Origin of the sequence: Amazonocrinis nigriterrae CENA67 (assembly GCF_016056305.1) — a bacterium.
Taxonomy (GTDB): Bacteria; Cyanobacteriota; Cyanobacteriia; order Cyanobacteriales; family Nostocaceae; genus Amazonocrinis; species Amazonocrinis nigriterrae.
The window spans coordinates 25,964-44,796 of record NZ_JAECZC010000044.1 but is presented as its reverse complement, the minus strand read 5'-3'; the positions used below and the strand labels follow the sequence as shown (position 1 = coordinate 44,796).

Below are 18,833 nucleotides of genomic sequence, written 5' to 3'. Positions count from 1 at the left end.
GGGCTGATTGCCACTATGAGTATTTCAGGTAGTGTCAATACCGATGTGTTTGTAACTTATGTGCAACAGATTCTAGCACCACAGTTATGGGCTGGAGCAATTGTTGTCATGGATAATTTATCAGTACATACTGCTGCGGTGATTCGAGACTCAATTGAAGCAGTTGGTGCACGTCTTGTCTTTTTGCCTCCTTACTCACCTGATTTATCTCCAATTGAATTATGCTGGTCAAAACTGAAGCAGTGTTTACGAGCAGCAAAAGTTACAACCCATGAGGCACTAAATCACGTTTTAACTCAGATTGTGAATGAACACATCTCCTCTGATGATGCTTGGGGTTGGTTTGCTCACTGTGGTCTATTCATCTGAAAACTGCTGTAATATCTCGGTGAATGACGCCGTTTTCATGGACAAATGTTAATGTTTGCAATAAATCTCTGACAATTGCGATCGCTTTAGTTTCTAAAATCGGTTTACCCAGTGGGAGTTCCTGACTCAGAGGATGACCCTCTATATATTCTTGCACTAAATAAAATTCTGCATCTTGTTCAAAATAAGCCAGAAGTTGAGGAATTTGGGGGTGTGTTCCCAATTTTTCTAGGGTTTGGGCTTCTGACTCAAATAAACGTCTGGCTAGTTCTAAGGCCTTTGATTGGGTGTTGGCTGGTTTTAGCTGCTTAACTACACATGACGGGTTTCCAGGACGGAGGGTATCTTGGGCAATGTAGGTTTCGCTGAATCCACCTGCACCAAGAACTTTGACAATTTTGTAACGTCCTGCTAGTATTTTCCCTGTTAATGCTAAATCTCGTTGCTGGAGTAAGTCCTGGAGGTCTTGTTGTTGGCTGATAATCTCTTGGACAACGGGAGAAGTTTTATATTTCTGAAAAATATTGATGAATTGGTGGATTCTAATTTTTTCCCTGGCTACTTCGGTTACTAAGTAAGACAGTCCGCAAACAGCGATCGCAATCATCGGTGTCACAGTGGGAAAAATTAACTGAGCATATACAAAGCTCACATAGCTAATTCCTCCCCAAATGCTAGCTAGGACGAGGCTAAATGTAAATCTCTCAATCCCTCGTTTGGTTTTAGTAATAATGATGGCTGCACCACCAACTAATATCAGTACAAACAAGCTCCGCAGAGGTGGAGTATTAAAAGCTTGGGCAATGGCTTTATTTTGCATCAAAGTGGCGATGGCATTGGCGTGAATTTCCACTCCTGACATCCGCTCTAGACTGTTGCCCGCAGCTATGGGATGATAATCGTTGTTCAACTTATCTGTTGAGCCAATCAAGACTATCTTGCCTTGGAAAACCCTGCCCTGCTCTAAATAAGTATTCCAGTTTTCTGGGTCGAGTACGTACCACAAAGGAATTGTCTCGAATGTCCCCGCTGTTCCCCAGAAATGAATGCGATCGCCCTTTGGTCTGGGATAATTTATCTGTGCTGCCAATAGCACCGCTTCATCAAATGAGGGCATTTTCACTGCTAAAGAATCGTCTTGAGGTAAGAAATCCGAAAACTCACTCGCTAGTTGGTGAACTTTGCCATCTATCTCCAGGGGGAAATTGACTGAACCAATAGAAACTGACCCGACACGAAACATTTCTTGAGGCGGACTCAGTTGCATGAAAATTCCTTGGTGTGTCTGGAAATTTTCGTAGAGTGCTGCTAAGGTGACTTTGCTACCGTATTGTTGCAATGCTGCTTGCAGTTGGCGATCGTCATTTATACCGTAACTACTTGGTGTGTCAAAAACTAGATCTAATGCCACACAACGCGCACCAGCCTTGATCAACTTTTCGATAATCTGGGCATATGCTGCTCGTTTAAAGGGAAATGATTTCAGCGGTTCTAAGTAAACGTAGTGTTTTGGATCTGTTTTATAGTACTGTTCAGGAATTGATATCGACTGATCGTCGATCGCTAAAATTACGATATCTTGCGGAGGCACAATCGGCCCGCGCAACTGGAAAAATGCAGACAGCGCTTGATTTTCCATCAATTGCACCATACCTAAACCAGAAACACTCAGCAGTGCTGCACCTATGGCTGAAGCACCAGCAAGCAAATGGCCTAAGCGAGCCATGAGTGTGAAAGAGAGTGTTGATGCTGTCAGAGGGACTTTTGTCAGTTTACTTGAGCCTATATTGGCAGCAGAAACATGTTTTTTAGTTAAGGTAGGTGTAGGTTCTTCTGCCATATCGTGTTAATAATTGGTTTACGTACAACTTTATTTATTCATGTCCCTTTTTACTACGAGTACATTGAAATTAGACTTAAATGAAAATCTTATACATTTGTAATGTATCTGCTATTCCTGACCAAACTGGGGTTAGCCAACCTCGATACAGCAGACTCTCAACCCAGCTACTGCCTAACTTATTCTCTGACTAAGATTAAAGCAGAGATCATTCTACAGACCTGAGCCGGAAATTCTCTGACTTGACATTGAGTTGCTACGAGATTCTATTCCACTCTAGCCCACAGGTGCGTCTATTTAGATGTAGTCTACCAACAGCCTACTGATAAGCAACGCGTGCCTGTTGTACAACACTGGCATTTCCATTAGGCTTGTCCTTTTGTTGAATGTAAAACTGATAGATGGTGATCAATGTTGATCCTACCCCAAGACCTATGACTTACCTCTTTAGGAGTAAACTTGACCGTTATATAGCTAAGAATGCTGTTGGTCAGTCAATTTTATTGGTAGATTTTGATCATGGGGTGTCTCTTATAGTATTAGGAGTGAAAACGTGGGACACCCAACAGCTTATGTCTAACGTTTGGGCAAATTTTCTGCTTTGAAAGCGGTAAGATAAAAGCTATACATGAGAAGTTCCTTTAGGTATATTAGCAAAATTATCATTTGAGAGTTGCTATAATCTATTGTTCCATCTAAATTCATTTCTATTTATTAGGTGTATTTTTCTATGGGTTCTCCAATGAATCGTCTGTCTATTTTTGTAGACGGAAACAATATGTTCTATGCTCAACAAAAAAATGGCTGGTTTTTTGATCCTCGGCGAGTCTTAGAATATTTCAAACACGAGCAATCAGATACTACTTTAATTAATGCTTTCTGGTACACTGGCTTAAAAGACCCACAAGATCAACGAGGTTTTAGAGATGCTCTCATCAGTCTGGGATATACAGTCCGAACTAAAATTCTCAAAGAATATTATGATGATTCATCCGGCAGGTATTCGCAAAAAGCCAATTTAGATATAGAAATTGTTGTAGATATGTTTAATACAGTAGACCAATATGATCGAGTAGTTTTATTTAGCGGCGATGGGGATTTTGAAAGAGCCATCGAACTCTTGCGTTCAAAAAATACACATATTACAGTAGTATCAACAGAAGGCATGATTGCTAGAGAATTGCGTAATGCCACGGATAGATATATAGATTTGAACGATATAAGAGACCAAATAGAGAAAGTAGAAGGTTGATTGCCTTAACAATTATTTACAGAATGTTAAGAATAAAAAGATAAGGTTCCGAGTATTTTAAGCAAAAAGTTAAAACTAAACAACGAGCCAAAATGACAAATCAAGCAGAGCGAATCATCATTTTTGATACTACACTCCGAGATGGAGAACAATGTCCGGGAGCAACACTGAATATAGACGAAAAGCTGGCGATCGCTAAGCAGCTGGCGCGGTTGGGTGTAGATATAATTGAAGCTGGTTTTGCCTTTGCTAGTCCGGGAGATTTTGAAGCCATAAGCAAGATAGCAGAAATCGTAGGCACAGAAGATGGCCCGGTAATTTGTAGTTTGGCAAGAGCAAGGCATGATGATATCAAAACAGCAGCAGCAGCGATAAAGAACGCTGCTCATGGCAGAATTCATACATTTATTGCCACTTCTGATATTCATCTGAAGTACAAACTGAAAAAGACAAAATCAGAAGTACTAGCGATCGCAGAAGAAATGGTAGCTTATGCCAAAAGTTTCACCGATGACGTGGAATTTTCACCCGAAGATGCTGGACGTTCTGACCCAGAATTTCTGTATCAAGTGTTAGAGCGAGCGATCGCTGCTGGGGCAACAACAGTTAATATTCCTGATACAGTTGGTTACACTACACCTAGTGAATTTGGGGCAATTATTAAAGGCATTAAAGATAATGTGCCCAACATTGACCAAGCAATTATTTCTGTTCACGGACATAACGATTTAGGTTTAGCAGTTGCTAACTTCTTGGAAGCTGTAAAAAATGGCGCACGCCAATTAGAATGTACCATCAATGGTATTGGTGAACGAGCAGGAAATGCTGCCTTAGAAGAATTAGTCATGGCTTTGCATGTGCGGCGGCAATATTTCAATCCTTTCTTAGGAAGACCAGTTGATTCTGAGCAACCATTAACCAATATTGACACCCGTCAAATTTATAAAACCTCGCGCTTAGTTTCTAATTTGACGGGAATGCTAGTGCAACCAAATAAAGCAATCGTAGGGGCAAATGCCTTTGCCCACGAGTCTGGTATTCACCAAGATGGGGTGTTAAAAAACAAGCTAACCTATGAAATAATGGATGCCCAATTGATTGGCTTAACAGACAATCAAATAGTATTGGGTAAACATTCAGGGAGAAATGCTTTCCGTACTCGCTTGAAAGAATTGGGCTTTGATCTGTCAGAAACAGAATTAAACAAAGCATTTGTGAGGTTTAAAGAAGTAGCTGACAAAAAGAAAGAAATTTCCGATTGGGATTTGGAAGCAATTGTTAACGATGAAATCCAACAAGCACCTGATTTGTTCCGCGTAGAGTTAGTGCAAGTTTCCTGTGGTAGCAACGCCAAACCTACCGCCACAGTTACACTCCGCACACCAGACGGCGAAGAATTAACCGATGCAGCAATTGGTACTGGCCCAGTAGATGCAGTTTATAAAGCAATCAATCGCGTGGTGAACGTGCCAAACCAGTTAATTGAGTTTTCTGTGCAGTCAGTCACAGCCGGAATTGATGCCATTGGGGAAGTCACCATCCGTTTACGGCACGAATCGAGAGTATTTTCCGGACATGCTGCAAACACAGACATCATAGTTGCTTCTGCCCAAGCATACGTTAATGCGCTTAATAGATTATATGCATATCTGCAAAGCCCAGAACAGCAACAGCAACTGACCGCAGAGAAGGTGTGAGGAGTTGGAAGTTAGGAGTTAGGAGTTGGGAGTTAGGAGTTAGGAGTTAGTTGTCAGTTGTTATTATTCTTCTGCTTCCCATTCCCAATTCCCCATTCCCAATTCCCTACTCCCTATTAGTAACTGCGATCGCTATGGGAACTTGTATGACAAACTCTGTTCCTTTGCCTAAGGTAGAGAAGCACTGCAAGCTACCACCGTGGATGTCTGTAATAATCTGATGACAAATCGCTAATCCCAGTCCTGTACCTTTACCCTCGGCTTTGGTGGTGAAGAAAGCATCAAATAATCGCAGCCGCACTTCTTCAGGAATACCAGGCCCGTTGTCAGCAATCTTGATGATCGCATCATGCTCATCTGCACTGGTACAAATGGTAATTGTATTCGGATTAGTCTGAATTTCCGCAAAAGTTTTGCCATTGTTAGACTCTTCTAAAGCATCAATGGCATTAGCTAGCAAATTCATAAATACTTGGTTGAGTTGTCCTACATAGCACTCAACCAAAGGTAATTTACCATACTGCTTGACAACCTGGATTGCAGGGCGGTGTGACTCGGCTTTCAGACGATGTTGCAAAATCATCAAGGTTGTGTCAATTCCTTCATGAATATCAACAATCTTTTTGTTATTTCCATCCAATCGTGAGAAATTTCGCAATGACTGCATGATTTCTTGAATACGGTCAGTACCAAATTTCATCGAGGAAATCATTTTGGGTAAATCCTCAAGCAAGTAATTTAAATCTATCGCCTCAATTTGCTGTTTAATTTCCACACTGGGATTCGGACACTGTTTGCGGTAGAGATTGAGCAAGTAAATTAAGTCTTCAACGTACTGGTAAGCGTAGGATAAATTGCCAGAAATGAATGTTACAGGATTATTGACTTCATGGGCAATTCCAGCAACTAATTGTCCTAGGGAAGAAATTTTTTCACTCTGAATTAATTGTGCTTGAGTTTGTTTTAATTCTTTCAAAGTTTCTTCAAGTTTCCGGGCTTGTTCAAGTTGCAGCTGCTTTTCTACCTGTTGGCGCTCAGCAATCTCATGTTGTAAATTGATTAACGCAACTGTTCTGTCAACTGTTTTTTTCTCCAGCGAAATCAAAAGTGCTAATCCCAAAATGGCAAAGGTAAAAATACCGATAGTGCTGGCTAACCCAGAAGAGTCAAGAATCCAACCTGATGGCATCTGTGCTACCTTTGTGGCATGAAAACTAGTAGCTGCCATACCTGTATAATGCATTGTCGGTATTGCCATTCCCAAGATGATGGCACTACCTATTTTCTGTCGTCTACTAGCAGTGGTGGTGCGATCGGGCAAATGGAATGCCAGCCACAGCGCTGCTAATGAAACAATCAAAGCGATCGCTACAGAAAGTCCTACTAAAAAATAGTTGTAGTGAATCTTTGCTTGTAATCGCATCGCAGCCATGCCAGTATAGTGCATCGTGGTAATGCCAAACCCCATCAACAGACTGCCACTCAGTAAATTCACTCTGCTCATGACTTCCTGACTGACGAAAAACAAGGCACATGCTGATGCCAAAATTGCTGCCAGTATGGATAACAGTACAGTGAAGACATCGTATTGCACAGGAATTGGCAAGCAAAACGCCAGCATTCCCACGAAATGCATTGACCAAATCCCAGTACCCATAACAATCGCACCGGCGGTTAACCAGCCGATCTGCACATAGCCATCAGACGTACGGACTTGTCCAACTAAATCGAGAGCTGTGTAAGCAGCAAGCAGAGCGATCGCAATTGAGAGTACTAACAAACGAATATCGTAGATGCCAGCGATAAGTGTATCCATATAATGGGCGACAATTGTTATTCCAACTTCATGTGTTAAAAACAACTGACAACCTTAGCCGAGTTTCTGTGACAGCAAGGAGAGAATCAACAGACTTCTTGCAGAAGTCGGAAAAAGGGGAAGGGGAAAGGGGGAAAGGTTTGGTATTTTCCCTTTCCCCTTTAACATGAGTCCCTTTTCCCACAAGAGTGCAAAAAGCACTTTTGCAAGAGGTCTAGCCTATTCTTTAGGATTCCCATTTAATACCTTGTGGTGCAAAGGGGAAGTCAAAAAGGGAAAGGTAAAAGGCTAAAGGGAGAAAAAAGCCTGAGCAGTAACGGGTTCATTTGGTTGACATTTGACAGTTTATTATTTATGAGTACTAAAAAATCTGAGTTAGATAGCAACAACTGATAACATCACTGAGCCAGGAGATTGATAGTAGAGGATATATTCCAAATTAGATGCATTTTCTAATATTAATGAATTATCAAACAGCGAAATCTTGGCAAGAAGTCCGTGTAGCTTTTCAACAAATCTGGGGTTATGAAGATTTTCGTTCGCCACAGGGAGAAATTATTAACACCTTATTAGCACAAAAAGATGCATTGATCATTATGCCTACAGGTGGGGGTAAATCGATTTGTTTTCAACTTCCAGCACTGTTACAAACAGGATTAACTTTAGTAGTTTCGCCCTTGGTAGCGCTGATGGAAAACCAAGTACAGGAATTACTTCAGCATCACCAAAAGGCAGCGCTTTTGCATAGTGAATTACCTTCATTTCAACGCCGGACAACACTACAAGCTTTGGAACGTCAACAGCTAAGATTGCTGTATTTGTCACCAGAAACTTTACTGAGTGCGCCAGTGTGGGAAAGATTGTCTCACCCGCAATTGCAAATTAACGCTTTGATTTTAGACGAAGCCCATTGTTTAGTACAATGGGGAGAAACATTTCGACCAGCTTATCGCAGATTAGGGGCAGTCAGACCTGCATTGCTGAAATTAAAACCGCCAGGAACAAAAATCAGCTTAGCAGCTTTTACCGCCACTGCTGATCCCCTAGCCCAAAAAATCATTCAAACAGTATTACAATTACAGCAACCAGAGTTTTTTCGCCTCAATCCTTATCGTCCTAATTTATATCCGAGTGTCCGCATCGCTTGGACACCGCGAGGTAGAAAACAACAATTATTAAAATTTATTCAAAATAGACCACAACAACCTGGATTAATTTATGTTCGTACCAGAAGAGATAGCGAGAATTTAGCTGCATGGTTAGCACAAATGGGTTATGATACAGCTAGTTATCATGCAGGATTAGGTGCAGTAGAACGCCGTGGAGTGGAAGCTAGTTGGTTAGGTGGCAAAATACCTTTTGTGGTTTGTACTTGTGCTTTTGGCATGGGGATAAATAAACCAGATGTTCGTTGGGTAATTCACTTTCATGCTCCACATTTACTATCTGAATATGTGCAAGAAATTGGACGTGCTGGACGAGATGGAAAACCAGCCGAAGCACTCACCTTAATTAGTGAACCTACAGGGTGGTTAGATCCAGAAGATAAGCAAAGACAGCAGTTTTTTGAGAAGCAAATGCGATCGCAACAGCAAACAGCACAGCAACTCATGAAAAAACTGCCACAACAAGGGGAAGTAAATGCTGTAACGCGACAATTTCCTGATAGTGCTACCGCCCTTGCTTTACTCCACAGCAGCGGCCAGCTAAAGTGGCTTGACCCTTTTCATTACATCATTGAACAAAAAGCAAAAAATCAGCTAATAACGCAATTACAAACTGCTAAACAAATGAATCAATACCTGACTACCAAGCAGTGCCGTTGGCAGTTTTTATTACACGCTTTTGGTTTTGACAAAGAAGCTGCTAACTGGCGTTGCGGACATTGCGATAATTGCCGTTAATACGATTTTAGATTTTAGATTTTAGATTTTGGATATATGGTAGCGTGCGTTATGGACAAGAGTCCTAACGCACCGAGAATCACTAATGGTGCAGCGCTTGGCTACAACACACCCTATTAGCTGAGGTTTCGAGTAAAAAGATTGAAGTTTTGAGTCAAAAGGTTGAAGCTTCGAGTCAAAAGGTTGAAATTTCGAGTCAAAAGGTTGAAACTTCGAGTCAAAAGGTTAAAACTTCGGGTCAAAAGGTTGAAACTTCGAGTAAAAAGATTGAAGCTTCAAGTCAAAAGGTTAAAGCTTCGAGTCAAAAGCCTAAAGCCTAAAGTGAAAAGGCTGAAGTTTGAAGTATAAACTGAAATCAGGTTCCATATAACTTGCACACCTTTAATTTAAATTGCGGCTAGACAAACTAATTTTGACTACACAGGCTATAAAACCTAAATTTTTCGTGAGTTCGCCTAGGCGGAAAAAGTTTGTTTAGCTGCAACTTCCAGTTATTTAGGCTGAGTGCAAGATTAATGGTTGATTAATTTAGCCTTCAACCTTTATATTTCATCCTTTTATATGTCATCTGCACAAGCGCCCTCTCTACCACCCTTAATTCCGCGCCAAATCCTATTTGGCAACCCAGAAAAGACCAGTCCAAGACTCTCACCTGATGGTCAATACTTGGCTTATATAGCCCCTGATGAGAAAAATGTCTTGCAGGTGTGGTTGCGGACTGTGGGACAAGAAGACGACCAGATACTAACTGCTGAAAAAAAACGGGGTATCCGCATTTTCTTCTGGACGTATAACGCTGACCAGTTGCTTTACATGCAAGATGCGGATGGTGATGAAAACTTTCACCTCTACTTGGTGAATATTCACTCCAAGATTGTGCGTGACTTAACGCCATTCCCAGGTGTGAAAGCAGAATTTGTGGGACTGGAACCCAAATACCCAGACCAAGTACTGGTAGGATTGAATTTGCATAATCCCCAAAAGTTTGACGTTTATCGCATCAACCTGAAAAATGGTGCGGTGGAGTTCGATACCGAAAATCCGGGTAACATCGTCACTTGGACAGCTAACGCCGAGTTTGAGATACTTGCAGCCAAAGCTACTACACCTGATGGTGGTTATGATGTGTTATTGCGGGAAAGTACAGATAAACAGTGGGAACTTCTCCGCCACTGGGGCCCAGATGAGGAAGGGTCTTGTGTTAGTTTCTCGGATGATGGTAAAAAACTTTATATCAAAGGCAATCATGATGCTAACGCCCAACGTCTATTAGTTGTTGACCTAGACACCCATCAAGAAACCGTCATCGCCGAAGACCAGCAGTATGATGTGGTGGAGGTAATGATTCAGCCATTGACGCGTGTTATCCAAGCAGTTTCTTTCTACAAAGATAAAGAAGAATGGCAAGTAATCGACCATAGCATAGCAGCTGACTTTGCAGAAATCGCCAAAGTACGTCCTGGAGAGTTTTCTGTAATTAGCCGCGATTTGTCAGATCAAACTTGGCTAGTAGCTTACAAAACTGATAATGGCCCAGTTTATTACTATGCCTACAACCGAGAGTCAAAAACCAGCACTTTTCTATTTAGTAACCAACCCAAACTCGAAGCATTGCAGCTAGCATCAATGCAACCGATTTCCTACGAGGCGCGGGATGGTTTAACTATTCACGCTTACCTGACAACACCACCAGGAATACCAGCCCAGAATTTACCAACAGTATTGCTAGTTCATGGCGGCCCTTGGGTGCGAGATACTTGGGGTTTTTCTCCCTCAGTACAATGGCTGGCTAACCGGGGTTATGCAGTTTTACAGGTGAACTATCGCGGTTCTAGTGGTTATGGTAAAGCTTTTCTCAACGCTGGTAATCGTGAATGGGCTGCTAAAATGCACGATGATTTAATCGACGGTGTAAATTGGCTAGTGCAACAAGGTATTTCTGACCCACAAAAGATTGCGATTATGGGCGGTTCTTATGGTGGTTACGCCACCTTAGTGGGATTAACTTTTACACCAGAAGTTTTTGCTGCTGGTGTGGATATTGTCGGGCCTAGTAACTTAATTACCTTACTAAAAACTATACCGCCTTATTGGGAACCGATGAAAGCCGCCCTTTACCATCGTGTTGGTAACTTGGACACAGAAGAAGAATTTCTCAAATCGCGATCGCCTTTATTTTTCGCTGACCGCATTCAAAAACCTTTACTTATCGGTCAAGGTGCCAATGATCCGCGAGTCAAACAAGCAGAAAGCGACCAAATTGTAGAAGCTTTGCGTCAGGCTAATTTACCAGTGCAATATATAGTTTACTCTGATGAAGGACATGGCTTTGTCAGACCAGAAAATCGCTTGCACTTTTTTGCGATCGCTGAGGAGTTTCTTGCTAAATATTTGGGAGGTAGATTTGAAGCTTTAGGAGATATCTCTGGCCATTCAGGTGTTGTTAAATAAGGGGAAGGGAGGAAGGGGAAGGGAGGAAGGGGAAAAGGAAAGTAAAAAGATAGTCTTTGGCAAGGAATGATGATATGTCAGAGGGGAAGAGTAAACTTTTTTGACAATGTGAAATTTTAATCTTTGTCCTTTTTCCTTGCCCAAGGCAATATTATATTTCAGTGAACAGTAAAGAAGTTGATAACTAATAACTGTTAAAATCTTCCCCTTCCCCTTACCCTTCCCCTTAAATTGGAATTTTAATCACAAACTCTGCACCTTCACCCTTTGAAGATAAACACTTTAAAGTTCCACCATGAGCTTCTGTGATAATTTGATAACTAATACTAAGTCCTAAGCCTGTACCTTTACCTTCAGCTTTGGTAGTAAAGAATGCATTAAACAATCTTTGTCTTACTTCCTCACTCATCCCTAAACCATTATCTGCAATACTAATAGTGACTTGTTGATCTGTAGCGAAAGTGTGAATTGTGATGATATTGGGATTTTTCTCAACTTCACTATATGTTTTACCAACGTTTGACTCTTCTAATGCATCAATAGCATTGGACAGCAAATTCATAAACACTTGATTGAGTTGCCCAGGATAACATTCGATTAAAGGTAGCTTTTCATACTGTTTTACTACCTTAATTTCTGGTCGCTCTGCTTTAGCTTTCAAGCGATGGGACAGTATCATTAAAGTAGTATCAATGCCTTCACAAATATCAACAGCTTTCTTATTATTCCCATCTACCCGCGAGAAGTTCCGTAAAGATTGCATGATATCTTTGATGCGAATAGTTCCAAGTTTCATAGAACTAATCATCTTGGGCAAATCTGAAAGTAGGTATTCCAAATCAATATTTTCGGCATCTTCCACAATTTCAGGTACAGGGTCAGGATAGTGCTTAATATACAATTGCAGGTGATTAATTAAGTCTTCAATATATTGACTGGCGTGGGACAAGTTACCGTTGATAAAGCCGACTGGGTTATTGACCTCATGGGCGACACCTGCAACTAATTGTCCTAAAGAAGATATTTTCTCAGTGTGGACAAGTTGGGCTTGGGTTTGTTGGAGTTTGGAAAGTGCTTGTTGCAACTCTTGAGACTTTTCTTGTTCCCAGGCGTAAAGGCGGGCATTTTTAATCGCGATCGCAGCTTGTGAGGCTAGTATTGTAATTAGTTCTAAACGTGCAGGAGTGAATGCATCGGTTATGAGATTATTTTCTAAGTAAAAAATGCCAATAAAACTACGTTGATAGATTAGAGGAACACAGAGAATAGATTTACATTGATATTGATTAATATAAAAATCATTTTTAGAAATGGGGTCAATAGTTGCATTTCCAATTACTAAAGCTTGGTGAGTTCTAGCAACATAGTTGATCAGTTTGATGGGAATATATTGACTCTCTTCTATAGGTATTGATTGTTGGACAATATCCATTTCTTGTTCATTAGTATCAATTGCTTCGATAAATAATTGGTTGTCTTTTTCTAAAATTAAGCCACCTTTTTGGGCACCTGCATTTTCTAGAACAACATGTAGGAGGGTGCGAGGTAAACTTTCCAAAATAATATTATTACTAATTGCTGAGGAAGCTTTGATCACCGTAGCTAAGTCTAGAATGTTGCTGTTGTTAGCTATAGTTCCTTTTGTTGTGCTAATAGTGGGGCTAATAGTATTGGTAAAAATAGAGCTATTGGCATCAATTTCTATTTCGGCTGCTGGAGTGCGGATAGTTAATTCTGGATAAGTTTTTTCTAAATGCTTTACTTTAGCGATCGCTCCCCATTTAATATAGCTATAGTAGGCTTCTGTCATGTAGCCTTTAGCAATTTTTTGCTTGCCTAAACCAGAATAAAATAAAGCAGCACATTCGTTAGCAAGCGCTTCTTCTTGGATATAACTATTTTTAGCAGCACCAGCAATAGCACGGTCATAATAATCCATCGCTTGATATTTGTGACCAAGAATACGATATTTTTCTGCTTCAACCAAATCATACTTATGCTGATAATTCATGGGGGCATATTGCGCCGATATATGTAATTTTTCTTGGTTTGCCTGTACTTTATCTAGTATCTCTTGTCGTTGCGTAATATCAGTATCGAAATACACAGCTAGCCGTGCTAGAGAATCATAAAAATAGAACAGAGGTACAAAAATGCTCCCTCTTCCACCATCTAAATATTTACTGAGTTGTTCTGCATTTACCACAGCTTCAGTATATTTCCTAAACAAAAAGCAAAGCAGTAGTTTATAGATATAAAAGAAGCACAACCCGACCACTTCATTGGCTTCCAAAAGCAGCGGTAGCATGGTTTCTTCGTCATAAACACCAACTAAACGACATGGATCTTTAGCTTTACCTTGCAAATTTAAAACTACTTGTAGGCAGTTTTCGTGGTAACTTAACACTACTGCTTGCTTAAATTCAGAAAAAGTATTACTAAATACTGACATTTCACGCTCTAGAGTACCTAGTTCCTGACCAATAAAAAAAGAGTATTGATATTGATACATTGCTGACCAACCAGCATATTCTAGGTCACCATTTTCCAGTCCGCTAGAAAAAGCTTCCCGCAACAGTGGCAAAGTCTGAACGATATGCTCTTTTACATGTTTAATGAATACAGTTGCGGAAAAAAATGTCCTAGCTTTCATCTCATAAGCATTTAGCTGTTCCACAAGGCTTAAAGCTAATTTACCAAATTCATAACCAGCTTCAATATCTCCAACAATTGCGTGCAAAATCAGTCCATAACTTGCATAAGCAAACGGTGAAAATGGCGAATTTCCATATTGAATCGATAGTTTGACTTGGGCGAAAATTGTCAATGAAAAAAGTGGAGGTGCAGCGAGAAAAGTGGGAGCAGTTATACAAGATAATATCCGCATGGCAGCCAGTTTGCTAACATCAGTCATTATCGGTAGTTTGATAAAATCTGATATATTCTTACCATGTAGATAGTTAGCGGTTTCCTGTAAAGCTTGCGGAACATCCTCAAAAGTGGCTGTTTCTGATAGTTTAATATCTAATAATTCTAATACTTTCAGTCCCACCTTGATGGCTTCTATTAATTTTCCTTGCGCTATCCGGGTTTGGATTTTGACTTCATAGACTTTCACTTTGTCCACAATTGTTTTTGCCTGTTGCAGAACAATATCTGTCCATTGTTCCATCATGGCAAAGTTAGTAGTTAGATAGGCAGCTTCTGTTGCTGATTCATACAGTGCAAGTGTCAAATCATATTGAATTTGCCAACTTTGAGAAGATAAAAGCTCTAACCCAATATTGAAATATTTGAATGCTCCTTCGTAAGCTGCTGCTGCTTTGGCCTTGCGTCCTGCTTTTAAATTGAGTTTGGCTAATTCATCCTTTTCTCTTTGCTGGGTGAACGTATCAATTCCCATATTTAATTGATTAACAATATCAAAAATATTAGACTCTATTTCTGTTGTAGGCGTATTTTTGAGCAATAATTTACCAATTTTGAGATGAGTTTTTTTCTTGTCTTGATCTACAATTAATGAATAACATGCCTGCTGTACTCGGTCATGTAAGAATCGGTACATTACTTTAGAATCATCAAAGCCCAAGGCTTTTAATTCTTGAACAGCAAATAGTAGCGGCACTTTATAATTATTGTTGAGCGGTAATATTAATCCTTGTTGTAAAGCAGGTTGTAAAGCTTCAGCAGTCATTAGTAAACTTTGTTCGCTCACTATTGCCAATACGTCTAAGCTAAAACGCGCACCAACACAAGCTGACAAAATTAATACCATCTGCGTTGCATCTGGTAGTTTTTGAATATTTTCTGCTATCAACTCAACTACACTTTTATCTACAGTTGTAGTAGATTGAATGTCTTGAATATTCCATTGCCATTCACCAGTGATGAAATCGAATTTTAGGAGATTTTCCTGATGTAATGTTTTTAATAGTTGAGTGAAGAAAAATGGATTTCCTTGAGTTTTATTAAAAAGTAAATTTGCTAATTCCTGTAGTGCAGCAAAATTATCTGTCTCTACAAAAGTATCTAAAAGTATCTGTTGTACATGAATGATACTTAGCGGACGCAGTATGATATTGTTAATTGTTGTTCCTGTATTTTTGATACCATCTAATGTCTGAATTAACGGATGTCCTGCACTAACTTCATTATCCCGATATGCTCCAATTAGCAGCAGGTATTTATTTTCTACATTTGTCATCAATACTTGCAGTAAATTTAATGATGCAGAGTCTGCCCACTGCAAGTCATCTAAAAATAATACCAAGGGGTGTTCTTTTTGACAGAAAACTTGAATAAATCTTTGGAAAACTCGATTAAAGCGGTTTTGGGCTTCTGTTGCACCTAATTGTGCCACTTCTGGCTGTCTACCAATAATCAGTTCCACTTCTGGAATGACATCAATAATAACTTGCCCATTAGCACCTAATGCTGCTTGTAGTTTCTGTTTCCATTTTTGCAGTTGTTGAGTATTTTCCGTCAGCAATTGCCGCATGAGGAACTGAAAAGCTTGTATAATCGAAGCATAAGGTACACTACGCCCCATTTGGTCAAATTTGCCGCTAATGAAGTAACCTCGCTGGCGAACAACAGGTTTATGTACCTCGTTAACTAAAGAAGATTTTCCGATACCAGAGTAACCTGATACCAACATAAGTTCACTTTCACCGTGGCTAATGCGGTCAAATGCTGCCAACAAACTTGACACTTCTTGCTCACGTCCGTATAGTTTTTGAGGAATTAGAAGTTGAGCAACGCGGTCTTTTTGTCCTGGGATAAATTGAATTATCTCCCCTGTATTCTCCAATTGAGTCAGACAAAATTGTAAATCAGCTAATAATCCGGCTGCGCTTTGATATCGTTCTTCTGCATTTTTCGCCATTAATTTGCTGACAATTGCAGCGACTGGTGCAGGTACTTCTGGGTTGAATTTCTGAATTGACGTTGGTTCTTTGGCAATATGACAGTGAACTATTTCTATTGGTTCGCTACCTTCATAAGGTAATCTACACGTTAACATTTCGTAGAAAGTGACACCCAATGAGTAAAAATCCGTACGGTAATCTACTATTCGGTTCATTCTCCCAGTTTGTTCGGGAGACATATACGCCAGTGTCCCTTCTAGTTGATTGAAGTTTGCTAAAAATGGTGTTTCTTTACTCAGACGCGAGGCGATACTGAAGTCAGTTAACTTTACTTCAAAAGTTTGGGGATTAATGATGATATTGCTGGGTTTGATGTCTTTATGGATAATGTGGTGAGTATGCAGTGATATTAGCGATCGCGATATTTGTATAGCAATATTCAAAAATGTTTGCAGAGGTAATATAGAGTCTTGCTTTTCTAACATGGTTTTGAGACTAATACCCCCAATATCTTGGGCTACTAAAACTAGGCGGTTTTGGTGAACCTCCTGCCGTAAAACTTTCACAACACCGTTCAAATGGAGATTTTCTGTAATAGAATACTCGTGTTTGAGGCGAGTAATTTGCTCTAAGGTTGGGTATTCTGCTTTGAGAACTTTGAGGATAACTTTTTCTTGTTCGGGTTGTGATTCTCCCCGATAAACAATGGTATTTACGCCTTCATGAATGACTTCGCTGATGTCATAACCAGGTATCTTCAAAGTGGACAGCATAACTTGACCTCGCACTGCATATTCGTCCTTTACCTATTAGAGTTCCCGCACCAGAGGTAAAAATAAAAACTTATTTACTGAAAATATGTTAAAAATTTTCAACTAAATTTTTAATTAAAGGACAAGATTCTCCCAAGTATTACATAGAAAGAGTCTAAAACTTACTCAGTTAATACAAAAAAAATTAAGTATTAATACTGCTCACACGACCAGAAAAGCCTTTTTTCACATTTTCTTAGGGCTGCAAGTTATACAGTAATTGCAATACAGATGAAACTGGCAGCATACGTGTAAAACCCGCAAGTCATAAGTATCTTTCTTACATAGTTGTTCTACTCAACAAGCTTAGACATTTAAGTAATTACTCAGTTTGATCACTAAAATTGCTGTCTCTAATAACACTTTTGCTAGCAGTAACACTACTGTACTGACGTTAACAATAGCCTAAAACGTTATTGTCGATTAACAACAATTCATTAAATTGCCCTCAGTATCACTTCATTTTTTAAAATTATTATTTTATACACATATTTTTTTGTGTCACATTAAAACTTAACATTTAGACAGCTTAAAGTTATTGTGGTATCCATGACTTCAAAAGCACGTTCAGGCTGCAACTTCCAATATGAGGCTATGTTATTCCTCAATCCTAATATTTACCTGTTTTACTTGCCTGGGTTTTTACCCCAATCCTGCAAGTAGCAACACATTTACAGAACTTGCACAAGCAAATTCTACAGCATTGACCAAACAAGCTGTTCTCAGACCCGGTAGCCAAGGGTCGAATGTGCAGCGGTTGCAAACACACTTGAAAGAGTTAGGATACTATAACGGCTTAGCAAATGGACAGTACAGCCGAAGTACGCAAATTGCTGTAGCTAAATTTCAGAAAGCAGAAGGTTTAAAAAGATTAGATGGTGTAGCAGATGTGGCGACTCAATCGCATTTGCAAGCAGCTTTAGCAGTAAAAACTCAGTTGAGTCTCTCTCCTGTCGTTGCCTCTTTGACTTCAACTACCGAACCCACTGCCAAACCGAAAGAAAACCAAAGAGATTTTATTTGGTGGTCACTATTTGGGCTGGGAGTTTTAGGAAGCATTGGCGCAATTCTCTTTTTAATCAGATGGTTTCGTCAGTCAAAACAAACGCAACCAGCTAACAACGCAGAACTAAAAGCTTTAAGTTCACCTCAAAAAGCCTTGCCTACGCCATCCTTGCCAGAGTTAGACAATACACTAAATCAACAGGAAAATCCTGCATCTGAGACTGTTCCCCAAACTGCAAAAACATCAATCCCTACGGTAGTATTACCACCAGACAAAACTTCTCGTCTGCCGAAAGTTAATGTCATTGACGAATTGATGAAGGACTTACGCGGTAACGATCCCACAAAGCGGCGCAAGGCTATCTGGGATTTGGGTCAACAGGGAGACTCACGGGCAATTCAGCCACTGGTAGATTTGATGATGGATGCGGATTCTCAAGAACGCAGCTTAATTTTGGCAGCTTTGGCAGAAATTAGTACCCGCACGCTTAAACCTATGAACCGTGCTTTAGCAATTTCGATGCAAGATGAAAGTCCACAGGTGCGGCAAAATGCTATCCGTGACCTGACTCGCGTTTATGACATGATGAATCAAATGAGCCAAATGTTAAGCCACGCCTTGGAAGATTCTGATGCACAAGTGCAGTCAACAGCAAGGTATGCTCTGACTCAGATGAATAAAATGCGCGCCTTACCACCTCAACAAAGTTTACCGGAAGACAGTCATAGAGATTCAGAAGAGTAAGGAGGTAGGGGGCTGGGGAGATAGGGTGATGGGGTGATGGGGGCAAAAATCATAAATTCTGCCTCCTAGCTTCT

The 18,833-nt window shown here is 40.1% G+C and carries 8 protein-coding genes and 1 pseudogene; 6 read left to right on the top strand and 3 right to left on the bottom strand.

The window, feature by feature from the left end; genetic code table 11:
- On the top strand, window positions 1-369 hold a 369-nt coding region (locus tag I8748_RS20165; RefSeq protein WP_214662672.1), incomplete at its 5' end, for a transposase.
- A 10-nt stretch (window positions 370-379) separates the two neighbouring features.
- Here I8748_RS20165 and I8748_RS20160 read toward each other — a convergent pair.
- A pseudogene (locus tag I8748_RS20160) lies at window positions 380-2,209 on the bottom strand (CHASE2 domain-containing protein); the annotation flags it as partial.
- Between the two features lie 730 nt (window positions 2,210-2,939).
- Here I8748_RS20160 and I8748_RS20155 point away from each other — a divergent pair.
- Together I8748_RS20155 and I8748_RS20150 are read left to right on the top strand one after the other, a co-directional pair.
- The gene (locus tag I8748_RS20155) at window positions 2,940-3,461 is read left to right on the top strand and encodes a LabA-like NYN domain-containing protein (RefSeq protein ID WP_096557221.1); all 522 of its coding nucleotides are present in this window, start codon (window positions 2,940-2,942) and stop codon (window positions 3,459-3,461) included.
- Between the two features lie 92 nt (window positions 3,462-3,553).
- Complete coding sequence (locus I8748_RS20150) at window positions 3,554-5,158, top strand: 2-isopropylmalate synthase (RefSeq protein ID WP_198126341.1); 1,605 nt, start codon at window positions 3,554-3,556, stop codon at window positions 5,156-5,158.
- A 106-nt stretch (window positions 5,159-5,264) separates the two neighbouring features.
- Here I8748_RS20150 and I8748_RS20145 read toward each other — a convergent pair whose 3' ends face one another.
- Window positions 5,265-6,974 carry an MHYT domain-containing protein gene (locus I8748_RS20145; RefSeq protein WP_198126340.1) on the bottom strand — a complete coding sequence of 570 codons (1,710 nt, stop codon included), beginning with the start codon at window positions 6,972-6,974 and terminating at the stop codon, window positions 5,265-5,267.
- A gap of 461 nt (window positions 6,975-7,435) precedes the next feature.
- On the opposite strand from I8748_RS20145, the gene I8748_RS20140 reads away from it, so the two are divergent.
- Both I8748_RS20140 and I8748_RS20135 read left to right on the top strand, forming a co-directional pair.
- Window positions 7,436-8,878, top strand: a complete 1,443-nt coding sequence (locus I8748_RS20140) for a RecQ family ATP-dependent DNA helicase (protein ID WP_198126339.1) — start codon at window positions 7,436-7,438, stop codon at window positions 8,876-8,878.
- 561 nt (window positions 8,879-9,439) lie between these two features.
- Window positions 9,440-11,329 (top strand): S9 family peptidase, encoded by a 1,890-nt coding sequence (locus I8748_RS20135; protein WP_198126338.1) that lies wholly within the window; start codon window positions 9,440-9,442, stop codon window positions 11,327-11,329.
- Between the two features lie 226 nt (window positions 11,330-11,555).
- Here the strand turns inward: I8748_RS20135 and I8748_RS20130 are convergent, their stop codons facing one another.
- The gene (locus I8748_RS20130) at window positions 11,556-16,970 is read right to left on the bottom strand and encodes a trifunctional serine/threonine-protein kinase/ATP-binding protein/sensor histidine kinase (protein ID WP_198126337.1); all 5,415 of its coding nucleotides are present in this window, start codon (window positions 16,968-16,970) and stop codon (window positions 11,556-11,558) included.
- Between the two features lie 625 nt (window positions 16,971-17,595).
- Here I8748_RS20130 and I8748_RS20125 point away from each other — a divergent pair.
- Entirely contained in the window at window positions 17,596-18,759 is a 1,164-nt protein-coding gene (locus I8748_RS20125) for a peptidoglycan-binding protein (RefSeq protein ID WP_198126336.1), read from the top strand.
- Window positions 18,760-18,833: the final 74 nt, after the last annotated feature.